At 61.7% G+C, this 18,747-nt stretch carries 25 protein-coding genes; 9 read left to right on the forward strand and 16 right to left on the reverse strand.

Features of this window, described 5'->3' with window-relative positions; genetic code table 11:
• Nucleotides 1–23 precede the first annotated feature (23 nt).
• From AC2FNY_RS05345 to parA, 3 genes are all read right to left on the reverse strand, one after another.
• The gene (locus AC2FNY_RS05345; RefSeq protein ID WP_234137352.1) at nt 24–431 is read right to left on the reverse strand and encodes a universal stress protein; all 408 of its coding nucleotides are present in this window, start codon (nt 429–431) and stop codon (nt 24–26) included.
• A 77-nt stretch (nt 432–508) separates the two neighbouring features.
• On the reverse strand, nt 509–835 hold the full coding sequence (locus AC2FNY_RS05350) for an antibiotic biosynthesis monooxygenase family protein (protein WP_234137351.1): 327 nt from the start codon (nt 833–835) through the stop codon (nt 509–511).
• Between the two features lie 49 nt (nt 836–884).
• A complete protein-coding gene (gene parA, locus AC2FNY_RS05355; RefSeq protein WP_496801854.1) occupies nt 885–1,514 on the reverse strand; it encodes a ParA family partition ATPase in 630 nt (209 codons plus the stop codon).
• On the opposite strand from parA, the gene AC2FNY_RS05360 reads away from it, so the two are divergent.
• Complete coding sequence (locus AC2FNY_RS05360; protein ID WP_496801855.1) at nt 1,506–2,318, forward strand: hypothetical protein; 813 nt, start codon at nt 1,506–1,508, stop codon at nt 2,316–2,318. The genes parA and AC2FNY_RS05360 overlap by 9 nt on opposite strands.
• 49 nt (nt 2,319–2,367) lie before the next feature.
• On the opposite strand, the gene AC2FNY_RS05365 is transcribed toward AC2FNY_RS05360, so the two are convergent.
• The 5 genes from AC2FNY_RS05365 to AC2FNY_RS05385 form a co-directional block, all read right to left on the reverse strand.
• Nucleotides 2,368–4,653 (reverse strand): glycosyl hydrolase family 28-related protein, encoded by a 2,286-nt coding sequence (locus tag AC2FNY_RS05365; protein ID WP_234137348.1) that lies wholly within the window; start codon nt 4,651–4,653, stop codon nt 2,368–2,370.
• Between the two features lie 140 nt (nt 4,654–4,793).
• Nucleotides 4,794–5,195 carry a DUF4864 domain-containing protein gene (locus tag AC2FNY_RS05370; protein WP_234165675.1) on the reverse strand — a complete coding sequence of 134 codons (402 nt, stop codon included), beginning with the start codon at nt 5,193–5,195 and terminating at the stop codon, nt 4,794–4,796.
• Between the two features lie 52 nt (nt 5,196–5,247).
• Nucleotides 5,248–5,568 carry a DUF4389 domain-containing protein gene (locus tag AC2FNY_RS05375; RefSeq protein WP_234137346.1) on the reverse strand — a complete coding sequence of 107 codons (321 nt, stop codon included), beginning with the start codon at nt 5,566–5,568 and terminating at the stop codon, nt 5,248–5,250.
• 98 nt (nt 5,569–5,666) lie between these two features.
• Entirely contained in the window at nt 5,667–7,241 is a 1,575-nt protein-coding gene (locus tag AC2FNY_RS05380) for a lysine--tRNA ligase (protein WP_496801856.1), read from the reverse strand.
• Between the two features lie 101 nt (nt 7,242–7,342).
• Nucleotides 7,343–8,224 carry a LysR family transcriptional regulator gene (locus AC2FNY_RS05385; protein WP_234137344.1) on the reverse strand — a complete coding sequence of 294 codons (882 nt, stop codon included), beginning with the start codon at nt 8,222–8,224 and terminating at the stop codon, nt 7,343–7,345.
• A gap of 93 nt (nt 8,225–8,317) precedes the next feature.
• Between AC2FNY_RS05385 and AC2FNY_RS05390 the strand changes: the two genes are divergently transcribed.
• Together AC2FNY_RS05390 and AC2FNY_RS05395 are read left to right on the forward strand one after the other, a co-directional pair.
• On the forward strand, nt 8,318–8,776 hold the full coding sequence (locus AC2FNY_RS05390; protein WP_234137343.1) for a cupin domain-containing protein: 459 nt from the start codon (nt 8,318–8,320) through the stop codon (nt 8,774–8,776).
• Between the two features lie 92 nt (nt 8,777–8,868).
• Nucleotides 8,869–9,291, forward strand: coding sequence for a tellurite resistance TerB family protein (locus AC2FNY_RS05395; RefSeq protein ID WP_234137342.1), 423 nt, complete (start codon nt 8,869–8,871; stop codon nt 9,289–9,291).
• Between the two features lie 48 nt (nt 9,292–9,339).
• Here the strand turns inward: AC2FNY_RS05395 and dacB are convergent, their stop codons facing one another.
• The gene (dacB, locus tag AC2FNY_RS05400) at nt 9,340–10,830 is read right to left on the reverse strand and encodes a D-alanyl-D-alanine carboxypeptidase/D-alanyl-D-alanine endopeptidase (RefSeq protein ID WP_496801857.1); all 1,491 of its coding nucleotides are present in this window, start codon (nt 10,828–10,830) and stop codon (nt 9,340–9,342) included.
• 84 nt (nt 10,831–10,914) lie between these two features.
• Here dacB and AC2FNY_RS05405 point away from each other — a divergent pair, with 84 nt between their 5' ends.
• Nucleotides 10,915–11,742: a DMT family transporter gene (locus AC2FNY_RS05405; RefSeq protein WP_234142667.1), complete on the forward strand. Its 828-nt coding sequence runs from the start codon at nt 10,915–10,917 to the stop codon at nt 11,740–11,742.
• Here AC2FNY_RS05405 and AC2FNY_RS05410 read toward each other — a convergent pair.
• On the reverse strand, nt 11,695–12,336 hold the full coding sequence (locus AC2FNY_RS05410; RefSeq protein WP_234171992.1) for a nicotinate-nucleotide adenylyltransferase: 642 nt from the start codon (nt 12,334–12,336) through the stop codon (nt 11,695–11,697). The genes AC2FNY_RS05405 and AC2FNY_RS05410 overlap by 48 nt on opposite strands.
• Before the next feature lie 33 nt (nt 12,337–12,369).
• Entirely contained in the window at nt 12,370–12,840 is a 471-nt protein-coding gene (locus tag AC2FNY_RS05415; RefSeq protein ID WP_496801858.1) for an MOSC domain-containing protein, read from the reverse strand.
• 156 nt (nt 12,841–12,996) lie between these two features.
• On the opposite strand from AC2FNY_RS05415, the gene ettA reads away from it, so the two are divergent.
• Entirely contained in the window at nt 12,997–14,652 is a 1,656-nt protein-coding gene (gene ettA / locus AC2FNY_RS05420) for an energy-dependent translational throttle protein EttA (protein WP_234137337.1), read from the forward strand.
• 457 nt (nt 14,653–15,109) lie between these two features.
• A complete protein-coding gene (locus AC2FNY_RS05425) occupies nt 15,110–15,325 on the forward strand; it encodes a hypothetical protein (RefSeq protein WP_234137336.1) in 216 nt (71 codons plus the stop codon).
• 12 nt (nt 15,326–15,337) lie between these two features.
• On the opposite strand, the gene AC2FNY_RS05430 is transcribed toward AC2FNY_RS05425, so the two are convergent.
• From AC2FNY_RS05430 to AC2FNY_RS05445, 4 genes are all read right to left on the reverse strand, one after another.
• Entirely contained in the window at nt 15,338–15,538 is a 201-nt protein-coding gene (locus tag AC2FNY_RS05430) for a YgaP family membrane protein (RefSeq protein WP_234137335.1), read from the reverse strand.
• A 92-nt stretch (nt 15,539–15,630) separates the two neighbouring features.
• A complete protein-coding gene (locus tag AC2FNY_RS05435; protein ID WP_496801859.1) occupies nt 15,631–16,056 on the reverse strand; it encodes a thioredoxin domain-containing protein in 426 nt (141 codons plus the stop codon).
• A gap of 71 nt (nt 16,057–16,127) precedes the next feature.
• The gene (locus AC2FNY_RS05440) at nt 16,128–16,457 is read right to left on the reverse strand and encodes a hypothetical protein (RefSeq protein ID WP_496801860.1); all 330 of its coding nucleotides are present in this window, start codon (nt 16,455–16,457) and stop codon (nt 16,128–16,130) included.
• Nucleotides 16,458–16,603: 146 nt separating this feature from the next.
• The gene (locus AC2FNY_RS05445) at nt 16,604–16,996 is read right to left on the reverse strand and encodes an acyl-CoA thioesterase (RefSeq protein ID WP_234137332.1); all 393 of its coding nucleotides are present in this window, start codon (nt 16,994–16,996) and stop codon (nt 16,604–16,606) included.
• 168 nt (nt 16,997–17,164) lie between these two features.
• Here AC2FNY_RS05445 and AC2FNY_RS05450 point away from each other — a divergent pair, with 168 nt between their 5' ends.
• The 3 genes from AC2FNY_RS05450 (at nt 17,165) to AC2FNY_RS05460 (ending at nt 18,536) form a co-directional block, all read left to right on the forward strand.
• A complete protein-coding gene (locus tag AC2FNY_RS05450) occupies nt 17,165–17,509 on the forward strand; it encodes a hypothetical protein (protein WP_234165666.1) in 345 nt (114 codons plus the stop codon).
• A gap of 60 nt (nt 17,510–17,569) precedes the next feature.
• Nucleotides 17,570–18,127: a L,D-transpeptidase gene (locus tag AC2FNY_RS05455; protein WP_234137330.1), complete on the forward strand. Its 558-nt coding sequence runs from the start codon at nt 17,570–17,572 to the stop codon at nt 18,125–18,127.
• A gap of 202 nt (nt 18,128–18,329) precedes the next feature.
• Nucleotides 18,330–18,536: a cold-shock protein gene (locus AC2FNY_RS05460; RefSeq protein WP_011046198.1), complete on the forward strand. Its 207-nt coding sequence runs from the start codon at nt 18,330–18,332 to the stop codon at nt 18,534–18,536.
• Between the two features lie 41 nt (nt 18,537–18,577).
• On the opposite strand, the gene AC2FNY_RS05465 is transcribed toward AC2FNY_RS05460, so the two are convergent.
• Nucleotides 18,578–18,706 (reverse strand): hypothetical protein, encoded by a 129-nt coding sequence (locus AC2FNY_RS05465; protein ID WP_496801861.1) that lies wholly within the window; start codon nt 18,704–18,706, stop codon nt 18,578–18,580.
• Between the last annotated feature and the right edge of the window lie 41 nt (nt 18,707–18,747).

Raw genomic sequence — 18,747 nt, forward strand, 5'->3', positions numbered from 1 at the left:
TCACCCGGATCGCACTCACTGGTTCAGCGTACTACATGCACCGCGCATCTTGCATGGCGCACCACCTGAGTCGCGGTCGACCCCAGCAGCAGATCCTGCATGCCGGGACGATGCGAAGAGATGATGATTAGGTCGGGATTGTTGGCCTCGGCCCAATCCAGAATTGAACGGCCCGAATGCCCCTCGATCAGTACGCCGGCGGCGTTGGGCAATTGGGCAGCCAGCGCATCAAGCTCCTTCTTCAGCGCCTTGCGCGCCTCGGCCAGATAGTCGGTCGGCATATATGAGATCGCATACGCAGGGATATGTTCGACCACGTGCAGCAGGGTGACTCGTGCCTCAGGCGTGGCTAGCAACCGTGCCAGCTTCAGCGGGCCGGAAACATCGCGTTCGGCATCGAACGAGATCGGAACAAGGATGTTGTGATACATGTGTCGCGCCTCCGTTTGGGTACAGCGACTATGCCCCGTCGGCGGCGCGCAATCCTTGATCCAGATCACACCCCGGTTCAGTCGCTGTCGAAGGTTTCGGCCACCTCATACATCACCGGTTCGAAACTTTTACACATCTCGTTGATGCGCCGGTTGCGCTCGCGCATCTCGGGGGTCCGCAGCATGGCAAGGAAATCCTCGCGCCGCTGCCATTGCGAATAGTTGGCGATGCGGGTTTGGGCATCGTTCACATGCAGACCGGCCGCGACGAACCCGGGCTGTTTCGAGATGAAATCGGCATAGGCCTCGGTCAGCGCCTCGAGCAGGTCCTGACAGGTGCCGGGCGTCATCTCAAAGGTAGTGATAACGGTCTGCACAGGGGCGGCTTTGACGATCTTGGGCATATTGCTTCTCCTGCGAATGCAAGATCAGCCTAGCACAGGTTGCGCTCGCTCATAACCCCATCGCGGTTTCGATTTCCCGCATCAAACCAGTTACTTCGGCATGTGCGGGCCCCTTAGGGGCCTCCAGTGCAGCGCGACCGTAGCCAAGCGTTTCGGCATAGGTCACGCGGTTTGCCATCGCCGATTGCGCCAGCTCGGCGTTCAGTTCATGCGCCTTGGCCACCACATCCAGCGCCAGCCGGGTACCGGGGCGGTTGCGGGTCATCACCATCAGCGCCGGCTTGTCCTCACGCTCAGCCAGATAGAGCACCATTTCCACCGCCCAGAGGTCCAGATGCGAGGTCGCCACCGGGATCAGCACCAGATCAGCCTCACGCAGGGCCGGGCGCAGGTCGCTATCGGCCTTGGGCGGGGTGTCGATGATGACGATGTCATTGTCCTTGGCCAGCTTGCGCACCTCATAGCTAACGCCCCAAGCCGAGGCCGTCGAGAATTCCAGCCCTGGATCGCCGCCCGCCTCAAGACGCGCCATGAACCAGCGCCCGGCAGAACCTTGCGGGTCGGTGTCCATCAGCGCCACGCGCTTGCCTGCTCGGGCAAAGGCAACGGCCAAGTTCACTGCCAGCGTGGTCTTGCCAGACCCGCCCTTTTGCTGTGCGACCGTAATGACATGTCCCATGCGACGATTCCCCATGCTGCAATGCAGCATACCACCGACAAGCCCGCCCACAACGGTAAAGTTCAGCCCTTCCTGCGGCACAACCGCACTAACGGTTCGTTAACCAAGCTCCGCCAAGCTTGCGACGGAGGGGTCGCAATGATACAAGTGCTCTTTGCCTTGTGGTTCTGCATCGTCGTCGCCGGACCGGCAGCCGCAGGAGCGTGGCTGCGAGAAAAGGGGCATGGTTTCACGTCTGTTTCGGCCACCCTGTACCGATTTCAGGGCATCTATGACTACAAGACGGCGGTTTATGCCGAATGGGGCATGGCCGAACGGTTGACAGTCGGGCTCGACATCAACGAACAACCGGGCCTGACCGGACACGCCCTCATCTTTGCAAGGTATCCGCTCTGGGACAAGGCCTCGAAGGGGCGGTTTGCCGCCGAACTGGGTTTGGGTGCGCACCACTGGTTGGGCGACTGGGCGATGATGCACAAGCTCACCCTATCATACGGAAAGGGGGTGCATACGTCGTGGGGTGACGGCTGGCTGGCCATCGACACCGCTTGGGAGCAGCGCCGCGGCACCCGCACAGATATCTACAAGCTCGATCTAACTGTCGGACTATCCACCGCAAGGCGCATCGATCCGATGTTGCAGGTTGAAACCTCTTATGTCCTGGACCACCGGCTTTTCTGGACTGTTACACCCTCACTCCTGATCGATGGCGGAAAGGGCAAGACATGGGTACTGGGCCTTGAACACAAATCCGATCTGCCTGGGGGGCTGAACATCAAGTTCAGTCTTTGGCGCGAATTCTAAACGAAAGGGGGCCGCCAATCGCGGCCCCGTCATTCCCTGTCTGTCTGATCTACTTGTCCGCGCGAACTGTCACCAACACGGTGCCCGAAACCGGCTCACTCCAACGCAAACGCAGCTGATCCTGACTAGTCCCCTGCTGTACTTGCGCATACGGTGCCAGGTACCGAATGCCTCCGTCCGAGGCGGCCAACGGCCCCTGCGGCGTCACCCCATCGACCCCCCGAGTTTCGGCACCGAACGGCAATGTTGCGTTGGTCTCTATCAACCAGTTTTCCGACGCACTGGTCTGCTCGAATTCCAGCCGCAAAGGATTAGCGCTGCGCGTAGTGACGCCGTGATAGGTGTTGCCCTGATAGATCAAGTCCTTGGTTCGATCGAAGTTGAGACCAGCAAAGCTCGTATCGATCCGCTCAGCCCGGTCGATATAGCCGTTGATCGACCTGAACTTGTTGCCTGTCACGGTCATGCCATTGATGAAGTGTCCGACCCCGTGCGGCTTGATCACGATATAGCTGAACCAAGGTGCCACCTCACCCGACAAGAAAATGTTGTCGGTGATACTCATCGCACTGAACGAAAACCCGCCGTCAAAATCAGGGATCGGGTCCTGTTCGTTGGTCCATTCCAGATAACAGTTGTCGACATAATTCTCGGCGACGGTGGTGCTGGAATAGGTTCCGACCAACACGATACCCGCTGTGCGGGGCCCATTGGCGACCGCATCACCCTGAAAGAAGTGGTTGCCCAAGATCATGTGATTCTGCCCCGCCATGACGGCAAAGTGACGAAACCTGGTGGCGCGGCAATGACGCAACTTCACATCGTTTGCATTGGCGTTGAACCCGATGCTGGTTCGATCCGGGACATTGAGCGGTTCTTCGGCAGACAGGAACTGACACCCGTCGATAAGCATCCCCTGACAGCCACCGCCGATCGAGGTGATGCCACGATCCTTGGGCCGACTGACAAAACAGTCATACAACGCAAAGGTCGAACCGAACGGCGCCAGACGGATCGCACTGCAATGGGTGTTACATTGGAACTCGATGTTCTGCATGTTAAACTTCGACAGCGAGCTGAAGCCGCTGAAATCCAACATGTATTTGAAGCTCCGAAAGGTGAATACCTGGGTGCCTGCCGCATCGTAGAGCGGCGCGTTCAACGTTATTTCTCCGGCCCCCACATTCTTTGACCGAACGTATATTTCGCGCCCGACCCCAGCGCCCGTCACCAAGGACCCTACCGGAATATTGGCGATGTTGATCACATTGCTTAGCTTGCGCTGATCGCTGGGATCATAAGTCGCTTGCGAGGTAAAGGTTTCGGTCTCCCAAGCCGGACCAGCCACAGCGACCAGTTGACCGTTTCGGATTACCCGGCGGGTCGAATAGCTGGTCCGATTGGGAACCGCCGCCTGCATGTCTATGGGCGCGGTAACTGACACATTACGTCCACCCATATCGAGTGATTCGTGATCCGATCCGTTCAGCAGCGCCTGAAACGCCTTGCGAAAGGCCAGCTCCTCGTCGCCAAAGGCTGAGATATAGGTCGGCAGATCAAAACTCTTGGTCAGCAGCAACATCTTGTCGGTGGGCATCGTCAAGGTGCCCTCAAACTCAACTTCCGCCGCCAAACTTACCGTTTCGGCCAGGAAGTAACTGCCCTCAGGTACGAACAAGCGACGCCCACCGGCGGCAGCATCTGCGGCCTCGAACGCGGCTGTATCGTCGGTGATCCCATCGCCAACCGCGCCATAGTCGCGGACGTCAACCTGGCTCAGCATATCTCGCAAGAATGCGCTGGTGATGTCGGTAATCTCGATATCGTCGATCCGAACGACACCACCGTTCGCCCCAACGAGGTCGATGCCAAAATGACCAAAAAGCGCAGAGCGGCCCCATACCATGTCGACGCCACCGCGATTGCCGGACCCCACGATGCCCGTCACCTCGACCACATCGCCATAGCTGGTCAGCGTAATAGAGGGTCCCTGTTCCGTCACGCCGCTGACATGCGCACCGCCTGCCGCACCGGCCCATCCCGCGACCCGAACGCTGGGCAGGTTTCCACTGATCGCCTTGATCCGGACCCTAATCTGCAAGTAGCAGCCCGGCTGCAACGGCGTCTGCCCCATGTAGCGCAGCTTTTGGACGGAAGCGGTCTTCTGCAACTCCAAGCAGCCGCCAAAATCAGCATCAGCTGGGACAAAGGCCGCATTCGGCGCCCCATCATAGGTATCAGACCCCGGTGTGCCGTCGCCGCTTGACCACACGTTCAAGCCCAGCTGAAAGGCGGGCGGCATGAAGTTGATGCCGTCGGTGATTGCCTTGTTCATACAAATCCCTTTCCCAATCGCGCCGCTGACGACCTGTCAGCGCGCTTTCATGTGACGGGTCCGGGCCGCACCCGAACGCGCCAAATGGGTAGAACAAAGGGATTAATCCCGGCTCATAGCACCGTGACGGTGACGTTGCCTCAAACCGAGGGGGGCGGCGTCTCCAGAACCTGCACCGCGTTGATCTTCCAGCCACTTTCCAGGTTAACCATCTGGTATGCAAGGAGATGCGCGCGACCCTGCTGATCGGTTACCTGCACCAGTTGCCATAGGTCGCCGCCGCGCGCCTCTAAACCCAGATAGCGAATGCCGGCGGGACGCCAGACCATGGGATACCCGTTGCGTACCATGGCACCGAACTTCTCGGGCGTTCCAAAGATGTTGCGAATCGTCGGGCTGGCGAACGTAAACGCTCTGGCAAAATCATCTGCTAGAAATGCCTTGATTTGGTCATTGATGACTGCCTCGATCTCGTCGCTCTGGGCCTGTGCCGGCCCCGCCAGACCGACACAACAGGCCAGTATGAGCAGAAGTTGACGCATTGTGTGTCTCCTCTTTCCCTGAGGAGTACTACGAAGCGCAAAGCGCGCCGGATCAGTCCAGGTCGGTCCAGGGCCAGGGTTTGACATTGCTGGCCGCTGTCTGGAACCGCGCTGCCTTGGCAATCCAGATACCCAGGTCGGTTCCGAAATCGGCAAGCCGTTCATTCGGCTGGCTTTTGCTGACGGCCATTATGATGAATTGCACCACCGTGACCACCGCCAGAATGGTCTGGGCAAGATTGATCATGATCGCGATCAGGATCATGTGCAGCAGCCGCCACCAAAGGTTTTCAGAGTCTTTCGGTTCGGGCTGTTCACCATGCATCCGACCTTGAAACTTGTCTTCATCCGGTATCGTCACACCAACCTCCATGCCCTTGGTCGGGGACAGAGTATCACAGATGGCGGCGCCCGCCAGCGGGCGCCGCCATCCTTCCGAAGAAGCTCCGCAAGGAGCTGATGAGGGCTGGTTCAGACCAGCTCGCCCGCCAGCGCCTTGTCGATCAGCGCGATGGTCTCGGGGATGCCGTAGAGCGCGATGAAGCCGCCAAAACGCGGCCCCTGCGACGCGCCCAACAACACCTCGTAGAGCGCCCCGAACCAGGCGCGCAGCGGGTCGAACCGGTCACGGCCCACCGCATAGACGATGGATTGCAGCGCCTCGTCTTCAACCGGCCCGTCATAGGCGGCCAGTTGCGCGCGCAACTCCACCAGTGCCTCGCGCTCGGCCTCTGTCGGCGCCCGGCAAACCCGCGTCGGCTTGACGAAATCGTTGAAGTAGCGCACCGCAAACCCGGCCGCCTGATCCAGATCCGGATGGCTCTCGGCGCTGGCCTCTGGCGCATAGCGGCGGATAAAGCCCCACAGCGCCTCCTTGTCCTCGGCCCCCGACACGCTGGCCAGGTTCAACAGCATCCCGAATGGCACGATCAGGGTCGAGGCAGGCACATCGCCGCCATGGATGTGCCAGACCGGGTTGTTCAGCTGCGCCGCCAGATCCTGGGTCGGATAGGCGCGCAATTGCTGGTGATACTCGTCCACCGCCTTGGGGATCACGTCGAAATACATCCGCTTGGCGGTCTTGGGCTTTTGGTACATGAAATAGGCAAGGCTTTCCGAACTGGCATAGGTCAGCCATTCGTCGATGCTCACCCCGTTGCCGCTCGATTTGGAAATCTTCTGCCCGTTCTCATCGAGGAACAGCTCATAGGTGAAATGCTCGGGTGCGGGCACGCCCAGCACCCGGCAGATGCCATCATAGATCGGCGTGTTGGTCGAGTGATCCTTGCCGTACATCTCGAAATCGACGCCCAGCGCCGCCCAGCGCGCGCCAAAATCGGGCTTCCATTGCAGTTTCACGTTGCCGCCCGTCACCGGCAGCGTCCATTCGCGCCCGTCCTCGTCGTCAAAAGTGATGGTGCCGTCCTTGGCGTTCACCTCCTTCATCGGCACGTACAGAACCCGCCCCGTCTCGGGATGGATCGGCAAAAAGATCGAATAGGTCTGCTGCCGTTCCTCGCGCAGCGACTTCAGCATGATCTTCATGATGTCGTCATAGCGTTCGGCCGCACGCAGCAGGATCTCGTCGAACTGACCCGACTTGTAGAACTCGGTCGCCGAATAGAACTCGTACTCGAACCCGAAGGTATCGAGGAACCGCCGCAGCATGGCGTTGTTGTGATGGCCAAAGCTTTCGTATTCGCCAAACGGATCGGGAACCGAGGTCAGCGGCTTTTGCAGATGCTCGCGCAGCATGTCCTGGTTGGGAACGTTAGCCGGCACCTTGCGCATGCCGTCCAAATCGTCCGAGAAACAGATCAGCCGGGTCGGAATATCGCTGATCTCCTGAAACGCGCGGCGGATCATCGTGGTGCGCGCCACCTCTCCGAACGTGCCGATATGCGGTAGGCCCGAGGGGCCATAGCCGGTCTCGAACAGCACATACCCCTTCTCCGGCGGCGCCTTCTCATAGCGTTTGAGCACCCGACGCGCTTCTTCAAAAGGCCAGGCCTTGGACGCAAGTGCGAGTTCACGCGAGTCGGACATGTCAATCTCCATCGGGGAAGGAAGGGCGCCCCATGCGCCCGGCCCGGCTGTCCTATTGTGCCAGTGCAGCATGAGTCAATAAATGCTGGTGCCAAACCGCGCTATTTGTGACTTTTTTCGACGATCCAGTCGAGGATACCAAGCACATGCGGCGGAGCGGCCAAACCCTCTCGCGCAGCGATGAAATAGCCGCGCGCGGATACCGCCTCGGGACCCTCCAGCCGGACCAGCGCGCCGGCCTCCAGAAACCGATCCAGCACCCCGTCCCAGCACAGACAAACCCCCTGCCCCGCCAATGCCGCATTGACCAGCATCGCATAAGAGCTGAAGTCCAGAACCCGGGCTTTGTGCGGCATCGGCACCCCGACCGCGCGAAACCAGCTTGGCCAGTCATGCCACTGACTGCGCGCCGTTTCCATCGTCAACAAGGTCATGCGGGCGAAATCGTAGCTGTCGCCATTCATCTCGCGCCGATCCAGATAGAGTGGACTGGCGGCCGGAAACACACCCTCGCCCAGCAACCGCGTCTCTCCGCCGCCCTCGGCCAGCCCGAACCGGATTGCGATGTCGCCTGGCCGGGTGGCCTCGCCATACTCCTGGCTTATAATCCTGATCGTCACATCCTCAAAGGCGGCCTCCAGATCTCCCAGTTGCGGGATCAACCAGAACGCGACAAAGCCTGACGGCGCGGTTACCGTCACCACCTTGCCCTGTGCCGACTGTCTGATTTGTGCCACCGCGGCCTCGATCTGGCCAAACCCGCCTTGCAGCGCCCGCAACAAATCTCTGCCCGACTGGGTCATTCGAACCGGCTTGTGGCTACGATCAAACAGCGGACAGCCCAGGTCGGCCTCCAACATGGCAATCCGGCGCGAAACGGCGGGCTGTGAGACGTTCAATTCCGCCGCCGCGGCGGTTAGTGTTCCGCGTCGTGCAGCCGCGTAAAAAGCCGTCAGTCCCGAGAAGCTTGGCAAGCGATCCATATCATAACCTCAGCGTATAATGTGATGCAGTTTTACGCGATTGCGCGTGACCGGCAAGCACGACTATGAGGGCGCAAAGGGAAGGAGCCCATCATGACCGACATGCTCGACAGTTTCGCCGCCGATCTGACCGCAGCCACTCCGCTGCACCAGCCCGGCAACCTGCCGCATCCGCCGCATGCCATTCATGCCGATCATGTCCCGCTCTCGGGTGGGACCGACCCCACCTTTGGCGAAGTGCGCTGGCGGACCCTGATCAATGGCACGCCCACCGCACCGCGCGACATGGTGCTGGGCATTGCCGAATTCGGCCCGGGCCACCAATTGCGCCCGCATCGCCACACGCCACCAGAGTTCTACCTTGGCCTCGAAGGCTCGGGCACCGTCACCATCGACGGCGTGCCGCACGAGATCCGCCCGGGCGTCGCGCTCTATATTCCCGGCGATGCGGAACATGGCACCGTTGCCGGCCCCGAAGGTCTGCGCTTTGCCTATGGCTTTGCCTCGGCCAGCTTCGAGGCGATCGAGTATCGCTTTACCGCCAGCGCCTGATTGCCGCAAACCGTCTGGCGCGCAAGGAGTTGAACCCCCCGCGCGCCAACCCTATCCTGCCCTGCGACGCAACCCCATTGGCAGGACCGATCATGACCGAGCAACCGACCCACCCGATGACCCCGCAGGATTGCCTGGTCGCGATCATGATGGCGATTTCCGCCTCGGACGAAAACATCCGCACCGCCGAACTGGTCAAAATCCAGTCGGCGGTGAACATGCTGCCGGTTTTTGCCGACTACGACATTGACCGGATGAAACAGGTCAGCCAGGTGGTGTTCGACCTGTTCGAACAAGAGGACGGGCTGGACGCTCTTTTTGGCCTGGTCCGTGACAACCTGCCCGAACGCCTGTTTGAAACCGCCTATGCCCTGGCCTGCGACGTCGCTGCCGCCGACGGCACCCTCGCTGAAACCGAACTTCGGCTGCTCGAGGAAATCCGCTACGAACTCAATATCGACCGGCTGCACGCCGCAGCCATCGAGCGTGGCGCCCGTGCCCGTCACGTGGTCTGAGAGCACTTTGCAAGGTTAGCACCGGGCGCTTGACGCGCGGCCCGTGCCTCAACTGCCGTATATCGCGCCCCATCGCTCGATCAGCGCTTGCTGAAGCTTCTTCGACCGCGCATTCCAGCCGCGCGCGCCTTCCGGGCGCTCGCGGTCTTCGGGCGGGATCGCCGCGCGCCGGTCGGTATCCGCGGTCAGGATCGCAAAGGCCAGCACCGTACCATCCGCTCCGGTCATGAAGCCACCCAGCCCCGAGACAAAATTCAGCGTCCCGGTCTTGGCCGCCACCTTGATCGGATGCCCCTTGAGCACGCGGCCCTTTGGATCGCGCATCGGGATATCCTTCAGCAGGTGCGGCAACCGTCCGGTCTTGCCCGCCTGCACCAGAACCGCCACCAGATCCCGCGCCGTCATCCGCGACGCATCGCCCAGCCCCGAGTGATCGAACAGCCGCGAGCCGCGCAGGCCATACCGCTCCGCCGCCCAGACCGTCATCTCTTCAGCCGAGGCACGCAACGTGGCCGGGCGCTTGCCCCGTGCAACGGTTGCCGCCAACCCAACCATCTCGGCGGTGAGATTGGTGGAGTATTTCAGCATGTCTCGCAGAATTTCTTCCAGCGGCGCACTGTCGTGATGAACCAGCATTCGTGCGCTCGCGGGCAATGACCTGACGACCTCGACCCGCCCCAGGACAATACCGTTCGACCGCGCCAGCGTCTGGAACACGTCCCCAGCATAGAGCGCCGGCTTGCGCACCGGCAGCCACCGCGCACCGTCCTGGCCCAGCGCCTGGCTCGCCACCGTCCAGCTGTCGATCCGCTGGCGCTGCTCATAGGTATAGATCGGCAGCGCCCGGTTCACCACCTTCATCTCGGCTATCGCAACCACAGGTCTGATCTTGCTGCTGCGGGCGTCCATGCTGATGCTCCAGCCCTTGCCAGCCCGCTTCCACTCGAAATGCACGCGGTTGAAATTCAGCGCGATGCCTGACACCGAGGGGCTATAACCCACATGCTCGGGCTGTTTGGGGTCAATGCTGTAAATCTCAGGCAGGGCACCGTCATAGACCTTGAAAGCACCGCGCACCTCGCGCAATCCGCTCTCCTTCAGTGCCCGCGCCAGCGCGGCCAAGGCATCGGTATCCAGGGTCGGATCGCCCCCGCCCGCCAGAATCAGATCGCCCTTGAGAACCCCGTTCTCGACCGGCCCATCAGCCAGAACCCGCGTCCGGAACCGATGCGAGGGTCCGAGTGTCTCCAGGGCATAGAGCGCGGTCAGCGCCTTGGCGACACTTGCCGGCGGCAGGGCCAGCCCCGGCTCGACCGTTTCCAGCTCCAGCCCGGTCTCGGCATCGGCAACCGCAAAGGCGACGCGCCCGGACAGGCCCGAACCCGACAACACCGCTTCGGGACCGGCAAGCGCCTGCGCGTCCTTGGGTCTGAGCGGTGGGCGCAGCGACAATGCGGGGGCTTCGGCATAGGCCGCGGAATGGCTCAGCGCCGCGCCAAGCCCCGCAAGGAAAACACGTCTGGAAATCACTTCAACCATGCCGCAATAAAAACCCAGTGACCCGCGCCGCACAAGCGGTGGTTTCGCATTTCGCCCCCGCTTTCATCATGTTACGGCGCGGGCATGGGCCGCGCCATCGGAATCATGTTCATCGCCATGTCGCTGATCCCCGCGGGGGACCTGGCTGGCAAGTTGCTGACCGGGACTTATGGGGCGGCGCCCATCTATGTGGCCTGGTCCCGCTTTACGCTAGGGTTGTTGCTGCTGGTGCCTTTCGTGCCGACCTCCGCATGGCGTCTGCTCGCCAATTGGCGGATCTGGTTTCGGGCGCTGCTGCTTGCCGGTGGCATCCTGTCGATACAATCCGCCCTGAGGACCGAGCCTCTGGCCAATGTCTTTGCTGCCTTCTTTGTCGGACCGATCCTCAGCTATGCCCTCTCGGCTCTTCTGCTACGAGAACCCGTGACTGCGCTGCGAACGCTCCTGATGCTGCTCGGCTTCTGTGGCGTATTGCTGGTGGTCCGCCCGGGGTTCGGCGGTTCACCCGGTCTGATGCTTGCCCTGCTGGCGGGCTGTTTCTATGGCGGGTTCCTGACCGCGTCGCGCTGGCTCAGCCCGCTGGGCTCGCCACTGGCGCTCAGCCTCACTCAGCTGGCCATTGCCGGACTGGTGCTGATGCCCTTTGGCCTCGCCGCCCTGCCCCCCTTCACACCACAGGTGGCGGGGTTAACACTGGCCAGCGCACTGGGCTCGATGCTGGGCAACCTGCTCTTGCTGGTGGCCTATGCCCATGCCCCGGCAACCCGGCTTGCACCGCTGGTCTATTTCCAGCTTCTTGCCGCGACCGGGTTGGGCTGGGCAGTGTTCGGCGATCTGCCCGATCTGTGGACATGGGCGGGATTGTCACTGGTCCTGGGCGCCGGTCTTGCCTCGGCCCTGCTGCGCCGCTGACCAGCCGCCCGCCGCCCGGATCCGGGTCGAGCTGACATCGACCATCGGCACATTGACGAAACACCAGGCCGGAGCCTGCGAGCGCCCCAGCAGGTGCCGCGCGTGACCGTCGATCCGATAGGGTGCATAGGCCCGCGCCGCGGGTGACATCCGGGCCGAGATCCGATCCCCCGGCCGCGCAAGCACACCGACCGGCACCGTTTCCATGATCTGACGCCAGTCCTGCCAACGGTGCAACTGCGCCAGGTTGTCGGCGCCCATTAGCCAGACAAACCGCACCCGCGGATAAATCCGCCTGAGCGCCGCAATCGTGTCTGCCGTTGCCCGCGTGCCCAGATGGGTCTCGATATCGGTGACATCCACGCGGGGATGCCGCATCATCGCGCGGGCCGCTTCCATACGCCGATCCAGCGGCGCCGGACCTCGTGTCTTGAGCGGGTTGCCGGGCGTCACCAACCACCAGATCCGGTCCAGCCCGAACATCTTCAGCGCTTCGCGCGTCACATGCACATGCCCCGCATGCGGTGGATCGAACGATCCGCCAAACAGCCCGATCACCTGCCCGGGCCGCGCATATGGAAAACCCTGTCTCATGAACTGCTTGCTTGGCGCTTGCGTCCCGCCTTGTCAATCGGCAGGCCGCACCGCATCGCCCAGCCTGATCAGGCCCGGCTCCAACACCTCGGCGCACCAGCCGCCATGACCGCGCACCGCCGAATAGCCGCCGGAGCCAAATGTCTCCTCCATCCGGGAACAGGGCGCACAGATCACCGTCAAGCGCAGAACCGCCCCGCCCAGCCGCAAAGGCCGATCCTTGAGCGCCGCCAGGTTGATCCCCTCGACCACGATATTGCGCCGCAGATCGAACGGAGAGACCGCCCCGCGCCCCAGATACGACCCGATGGCACCCAGATGCTCGCCCTGCACCAGCGTCACCGCCCGCTTGCCGGGCCGCCCGTGATCGCCCGCCAGACCATCAAGCCCGACAGGAACCGCGTCAACCGCGACCAGCGCCGCGCGCCGCTCGGGCCGCAGCCCGATCCAGCCGACCCGCCCCGGCTGCGCCCAACCGCCTATAAGCTCTGTCAAACCGCTCATCGCTATCCCCGAAACCGCGCGCTTCATGCTGCATGGGGGCCAGGCCGGATACAATGCACAGCTGCGTCATCTTCGGTCACGCCAGCGATTGCCCCCATCCTCGCCATTCGCTATCACACCGGCCAACCCGACTTTCCCCGACCCAGAGGACACGACATGGCCGCCTATCAATATGTCTACCACATGCAGGGTGTTTCCAAGAGCTACCCCGGTGGCAAGAAATGCTTCGAGAACATCCACCTGAGCTTCCTCCCCGGGGTCAAGATCGGCGTCGTCGGTGTCAATGGTGCCGGTAAATCGACCCTGATGAAGATCATGGCGGGCCTCGACAAGGATTTTACCGGCGAGGCCTGGGCCGCCGAAGGCGCCAAGGTCGGCTATCTCCCGCAGGAGCCGCAACTCGACCCGAACCTGACCGTACGCGAGAACGTCATGCTGGGCGTCAAGGCCAAGAAGGACATCCTCGACCGCTACAACGAGTTGGCGATGAACTACAGCGACGAGACGGCCGACGAGATGGCGCAATTGCAAGACCAGATCGACGCCGAGAACCTCTGGGATCTCGACAGCCAGATCGACGTCTCGATGGAGGCCCTGCGCTGCCCCCCCGACGACGCCGATATCGCCAACCTCTCGGGCGGCGAGAAACGCCGCGTCGCGCTCTGCAAGCTCCTGCTCGAAGCGCCCGACATGCTGCTGCTCGACGAACCGACCAACCACCTGGACGCCGAAACCATCGCCTGGCTGCAACAGCACCTGATCGACTACAAGGGCACCATCCTGATCGTCACCCACGACCGCTATTTCCTGGATGACATCACCGGCTGGATCCTGGAACTCGACCGCGGCCGGGGCATCCCCTACGAGGGCAACTATTCCGCCTGGCTGGAGCAGAAGGCCAAGCGCCTGGAACAGGAAGCGCGCGAGGACAAGGCCAAGCAAAAGACGCTGGAACGCGAACTGGAATGGATGCGGCAGGGGCAAAAGGCGCGTCAGGCCAAATCCAAGGCCCGTATCCAGGCCTATAACGAGATGGCCAGCCAATCCGAGCGGGAAAAGGTCGGCCGCGCCCAGATCGTCATCCCCAACGGCCCGCGCCTGGGATCGAAGGTGATCGAGGTCAACGGCCTGTCGAAGCACATGGGTGACAAGCAACTGATCGAAGGGCTCGACTTCTCGCTGCCCCCCGGCGGCATCGTCGGCGTCATCGGCCCCAACGGTGCCGGTAAATCGACGCTGTTCAAGATGATCACCGGGCAGGAAACCCCCGACGCCGGCACCATCGAGATCGGCGATACGGTCAAGCTCTCCTATGTCGACCAGTCGCGCGATGACCTCAAGGACGGTGATACCGTCTGGGAGGCAATCACCGGCGGCGCCGAGATCATCCAGCTGGGCGATGCCCAGGTGAACAGCCGCGCCTATTGCTCGTCCTTCAACTTCAAGGGCGGCGACCAGCAGAAAAAGGTCTCGCTGCTGTCAGGCGGCGAACGTAACCGGGTGCACATGGCGCGTCTGCTGAAAGAGGGCGGCAACGTCATCCTGCTCGACGAACCGACCAACGACCTCGATGTTGAAACCCTGCGCGCGCTCGAAGACGCGCTGGTCGATTTCGCCGGCTGCGCCGTTGTCATCAGCCACGACCGCTTCTTCCTCGACCGCATCTGCACCCATATCCTCGCTTTCGAGGGCGACGCACATGTCGAGTGGTTCGAAGGCAACTTCGAGGATTACGAAGAGGACAAGAAGCGCCGCCTGGGCCCGGACGCCCTGGAACCCAAGCGGTTGAAGCACAAGAAGTTCGTGCGGTAGATCACGCCGCATTTTTCAACCCAGCGCGAGCCTGCGCCCGTCTGGTGGGCGCACTCGCAACGGGTTGAAAGAGCTAGAAACACAATGACGTCGCTACGATCCGAAAGTAGCGACGCTATATATCCCGGCTGCTGAAACGCCCCATGTTCCTGTCCTAAGTTGCATGGAAATTAGGCCGCCACCATCATTGCAAAGACAGAAAACTGCGCTGAAGCCGTGTCGGCCGACCCGCGCCTCGAAGCTTGTGGGCATGACCCGCTGACGCCCTGCTTGCCGTGGTCGAGTGCGCTACAAAACCGGGCTTCCGGGCGCCGGGCATTCCGGGCCAGAGAGCGAGCGACATGCTGCGACGCAGTCACCCCGGGATTAACATATTTTGAACACATTCTTCCCTAGACTGTCTCAGCATCGAGGCGCGTGAAATGCGCTGCCTAAGGATGTGTGGGAGAGAAGACGAATGGCTTGGATCGGAGTTTTCCTGGGGACCTTTGCCGGTCTTGCCTGCAGTATCCTGGGCGTTCTGTTTTGGAACCTGCCACTCTGGGCCGCCCTGCTACTCTATCCGGTGACCGGATCCGCCATCGCGGTTTCCGTAGTCGTGTTCTTCTTGTTGCGCGAAGCGCAGAGTCCTGCCGCAGAACCGATGGCCAGCGGCAGAACCGTCAACGGTTAGACGCGGGCCAGATCAGAACGCGGTCCCGGCCTTGAACCCCAGCTTCTTCAGAACCATGGCCGCCGGACAGAAACCGGTGACCGAGGACTGGATCAGGTTCACGCCGATGAACACGGTGAACCACATCCACAAGGGCGAGACCAGCGTGGTCAGCAAGACGCTGAGCAACACCATGAAGCCAGCAAACATCATCACGGCACGATCGAGGGTCATTCATCCAACTCCTGTCAATTGCCGGGCGACGCGCCCGGCCTTGAGGTACATATAACCTGGCCAGAAATCACATTCAAGTATAAGAATGTTTTCTAGCCGCGCACCCAACCGACGATCTGCCCGGACTGCATCGCGCCTGACTGGCGTTTCTTTTCCTTGCCACGTTCAAAGGCGACCATGGTCGGAATGCCGCGAATGCCGTATCGGCCTCCGGTGGACTGGTGTTTCTGAGTATCGAGCTTCACCAGCCGCACCTGCCCGGCCAGTGCCCCGGCCGCCTTGGCGTACTCCGGACCCATCATTCGGCAAGGGCCGCACCATGGCGCCCAGAAATCGACCACCAGCGGCAAGTCGTCATTCTTCTTCGCCTTTTCGAGGATCGCGGGATCAACATCCCGCGCCTGACCCGTGACCAGCCCCTCGCCGCATTTCCCGCATTTGGCGCCAGCGGTCAGCCGGGCCTCGGGTACGCGGTTGAGCTGGCCACAAGCCAGACATGTCAGTGTCTTGTCACCCATCTCGGCTCTCCGAAAGCATCACATTCGGAAAGTGACATAGGTTTCAGAAGATCACCCTGCAAGGGTCGCCCTCATGCCATGCCACGTGTAAAAGTCAGCGGGGAATGCGCCTTGTCGCGCCCGCGGCGCAGCAGGCGGCGGGCCACGATCCAGACCAACGGTACCGCACCGATCGCGACCGGCAGCCCCCAGACAAGGCTCAAACTATCGGGCCACAAGATGCCAGCCGTCAGATAGCCGGCGCCTATCGGCGCCAATGACGTCGCGAATAACGACGCTGCCGAGGCGAACAACTGTCCCCGTGCCCAGGCCGGTGCGGCCGGGTCATGCACCCGACCATAAGCCCAGGCATAGATCAGCACTGCCAGCGAAAGCCCGGCAATACCCACCAGAATCTGCATGATGATCTCCACGATCCGGGCGCCGGATGCCCGTCGGGTCCACGCTGGCCCGTCACTCTGAGTCGGGCGCCCGAAGCGATATGATATGCAGCTTTGGCAAACTGAAAAGAGGGCTTCGTCCGCTCTGTTCCGCCGTTCGGCGGCAATCAGCCTGCGGCGGTGCCGTCCACCGGGCGGGGTCTGCCCTGCTCGTCGATCGCAACGAAAGTGAACACCGCTTCGGTCACCTTCTCGCGCAGTCCCTGCCGGTCGCGCAACGCCCAGGCCTCGATCTCGATCGCCATCGAACTGCGCCCGACACGCACCACCTGGCAGTAAATGCACAACACGTCACCGACGCCCACGGGCCGGATGAACTTCATCGCATCCACCGCAACCGTGGTCACCCGCCCCCCTGCGCGGGCGCCAGCGGTCAGGCCAGCGGCGATGTCCATCTGGCTCAGCACCCAACCACCAAAGATGTCGCCGTTCACGTTCACGTCGCGCGGCATGGCAAGGGTGCGCAGGGTGAGTTCACCATTGGGTTGCGGGTCGGTCATGGCGCGATATCCTCTTTGCTGCACTGCGGCTGGAGACAGCGTAAAGCAATTCGCGGGCAACTCCGCAATCATCATCACGTTCCGGTGCACCGCCTTTCATGCCATCACACAAATGGGCATGTTGGCTCTATGCGACGTCTCAACACAGCCCTCTTGCCGGGCGCAGTCTTGCTTGTATTCGCGCTGATTGCGCAGATCACAGGGCTGACGCTCAGACTGGGTGCGCACCCATGGTGGGCGCAAAAGGTGATCTGGATCGGTCTGCCGCTGGGCATCGGTCTGGCGATCCTTGCCGGGGCGCTCGGGATCCCGCGCCTGCCAAGACAGGGCGGATTCGCCCTGCTGACTCTCGCGGCCTTTCTGACCGCTCATTTGGGAAAGTCCCGCTTTGCCGCCTCCTTTGCCGAAGATACACTTGCGGGCCAGGCCTGGTATTTCGGTTGGATCGCCACTTGTGCCTTTGCCGCCGCAACTCTGGCATCACTTTTCCGCTATAGCCGCCAAACACATTGACCAAGCGGAACAGGCACCGGAAAATACCTGATATTACCGTTTCAAGATGCGAGGCCAGACATGATCACGCGCCGGACATTCATCGCCGCTTCGGTTGCGGCCGGTACGCTGCCATGGGCGGTGCAGGCCAACGCCAGTGCAGAGTTCGACCCAACCCCGCAATTCGTGCGGATCAAGAAAGCGTTCGAACCCGGACATTTGCTGATCCTCCCGCGTTCTTTCTACCTCTACTACGTGACCGAGGAACGTCAGGCGATCCGTTACGGATGTGGCGTCGGCAAGGCCGGGCTGGAGTTTACCGGCAACGCCACCATCGACGTCAAAAAGGAATGGCCCACGTGGCGCCCGACGCAAGAGATGATCGAGCGCGACCCGCGAACCTATGCCAAATTCGTGGACAACTCCTATGTTCAGCCCGGCGGCCCGGGGAACCCGCTGGGGGCAAGGGCGCTCTACCTGTTCCAGAACGGTGTCGACACCTATTTCCGCATTCATGGCACCACTCAGCCCGAAACCATTGGACAGGCTGCATCGAACGGCTGTATCCGCATGCTCAACGAGCACGTGATCGACCTGTACAACCGGGTGCCTCTCGGCACGCTCGTGACGGTGCTCTGACGCTCGGATTTCAGCGCCAGACCGGCGGTTATGCGAGATTCTTCTTGCCAAACGCGTAAGCGCGACCCATTTCTGGGGGCGCAACGTTACGCTATCGACCATACTGCTCCTTTTCCGGCTCAGTCCTCGATTTCGCATTGACCGAGCCGATCTGCCGCATATCGCGGGCAGGGAATTGAAAGAACAGACAGGAGATATGACGATGGCCACCGGCACCGTCAAATGGTTCAACACCACCAAAGGCTTCGGCTTTATCGCCCCCGAAGAAGGCGGCAAGGATGTGTTCGTGCACATTTCCGCCGTTGAACGTTCGGGGCTGACCGGCCTCGCCGACAACCAGAAAGTCAGCTACGAGTTGAAGCCCGGACGCGACGGCCGCGAATCCGCGGTCGACCTGAAGCTGCTCTGAGCTGTTGCGCGTCGGGTCCGCCTTGCCGGACCCGGCCCTTTCTAAGGGGCGGACCAATCCACATCCGTCGCCTTCTTGATCCGCAACCGGCCCTTGGGCCAGAGGCGCATCAGCGCTTCAAGCTGCGTTTCATCGCCAATCAGCCAGATCGGCACATCCGCAAGTGTCAATAGCACTCCTATCCGGTGAGGACTCGGCGCGTTACGCCAGC

The sequence above is a fragment of the Ruegeria sp. BHSC223 genome, from assembly GCF_059613025.1.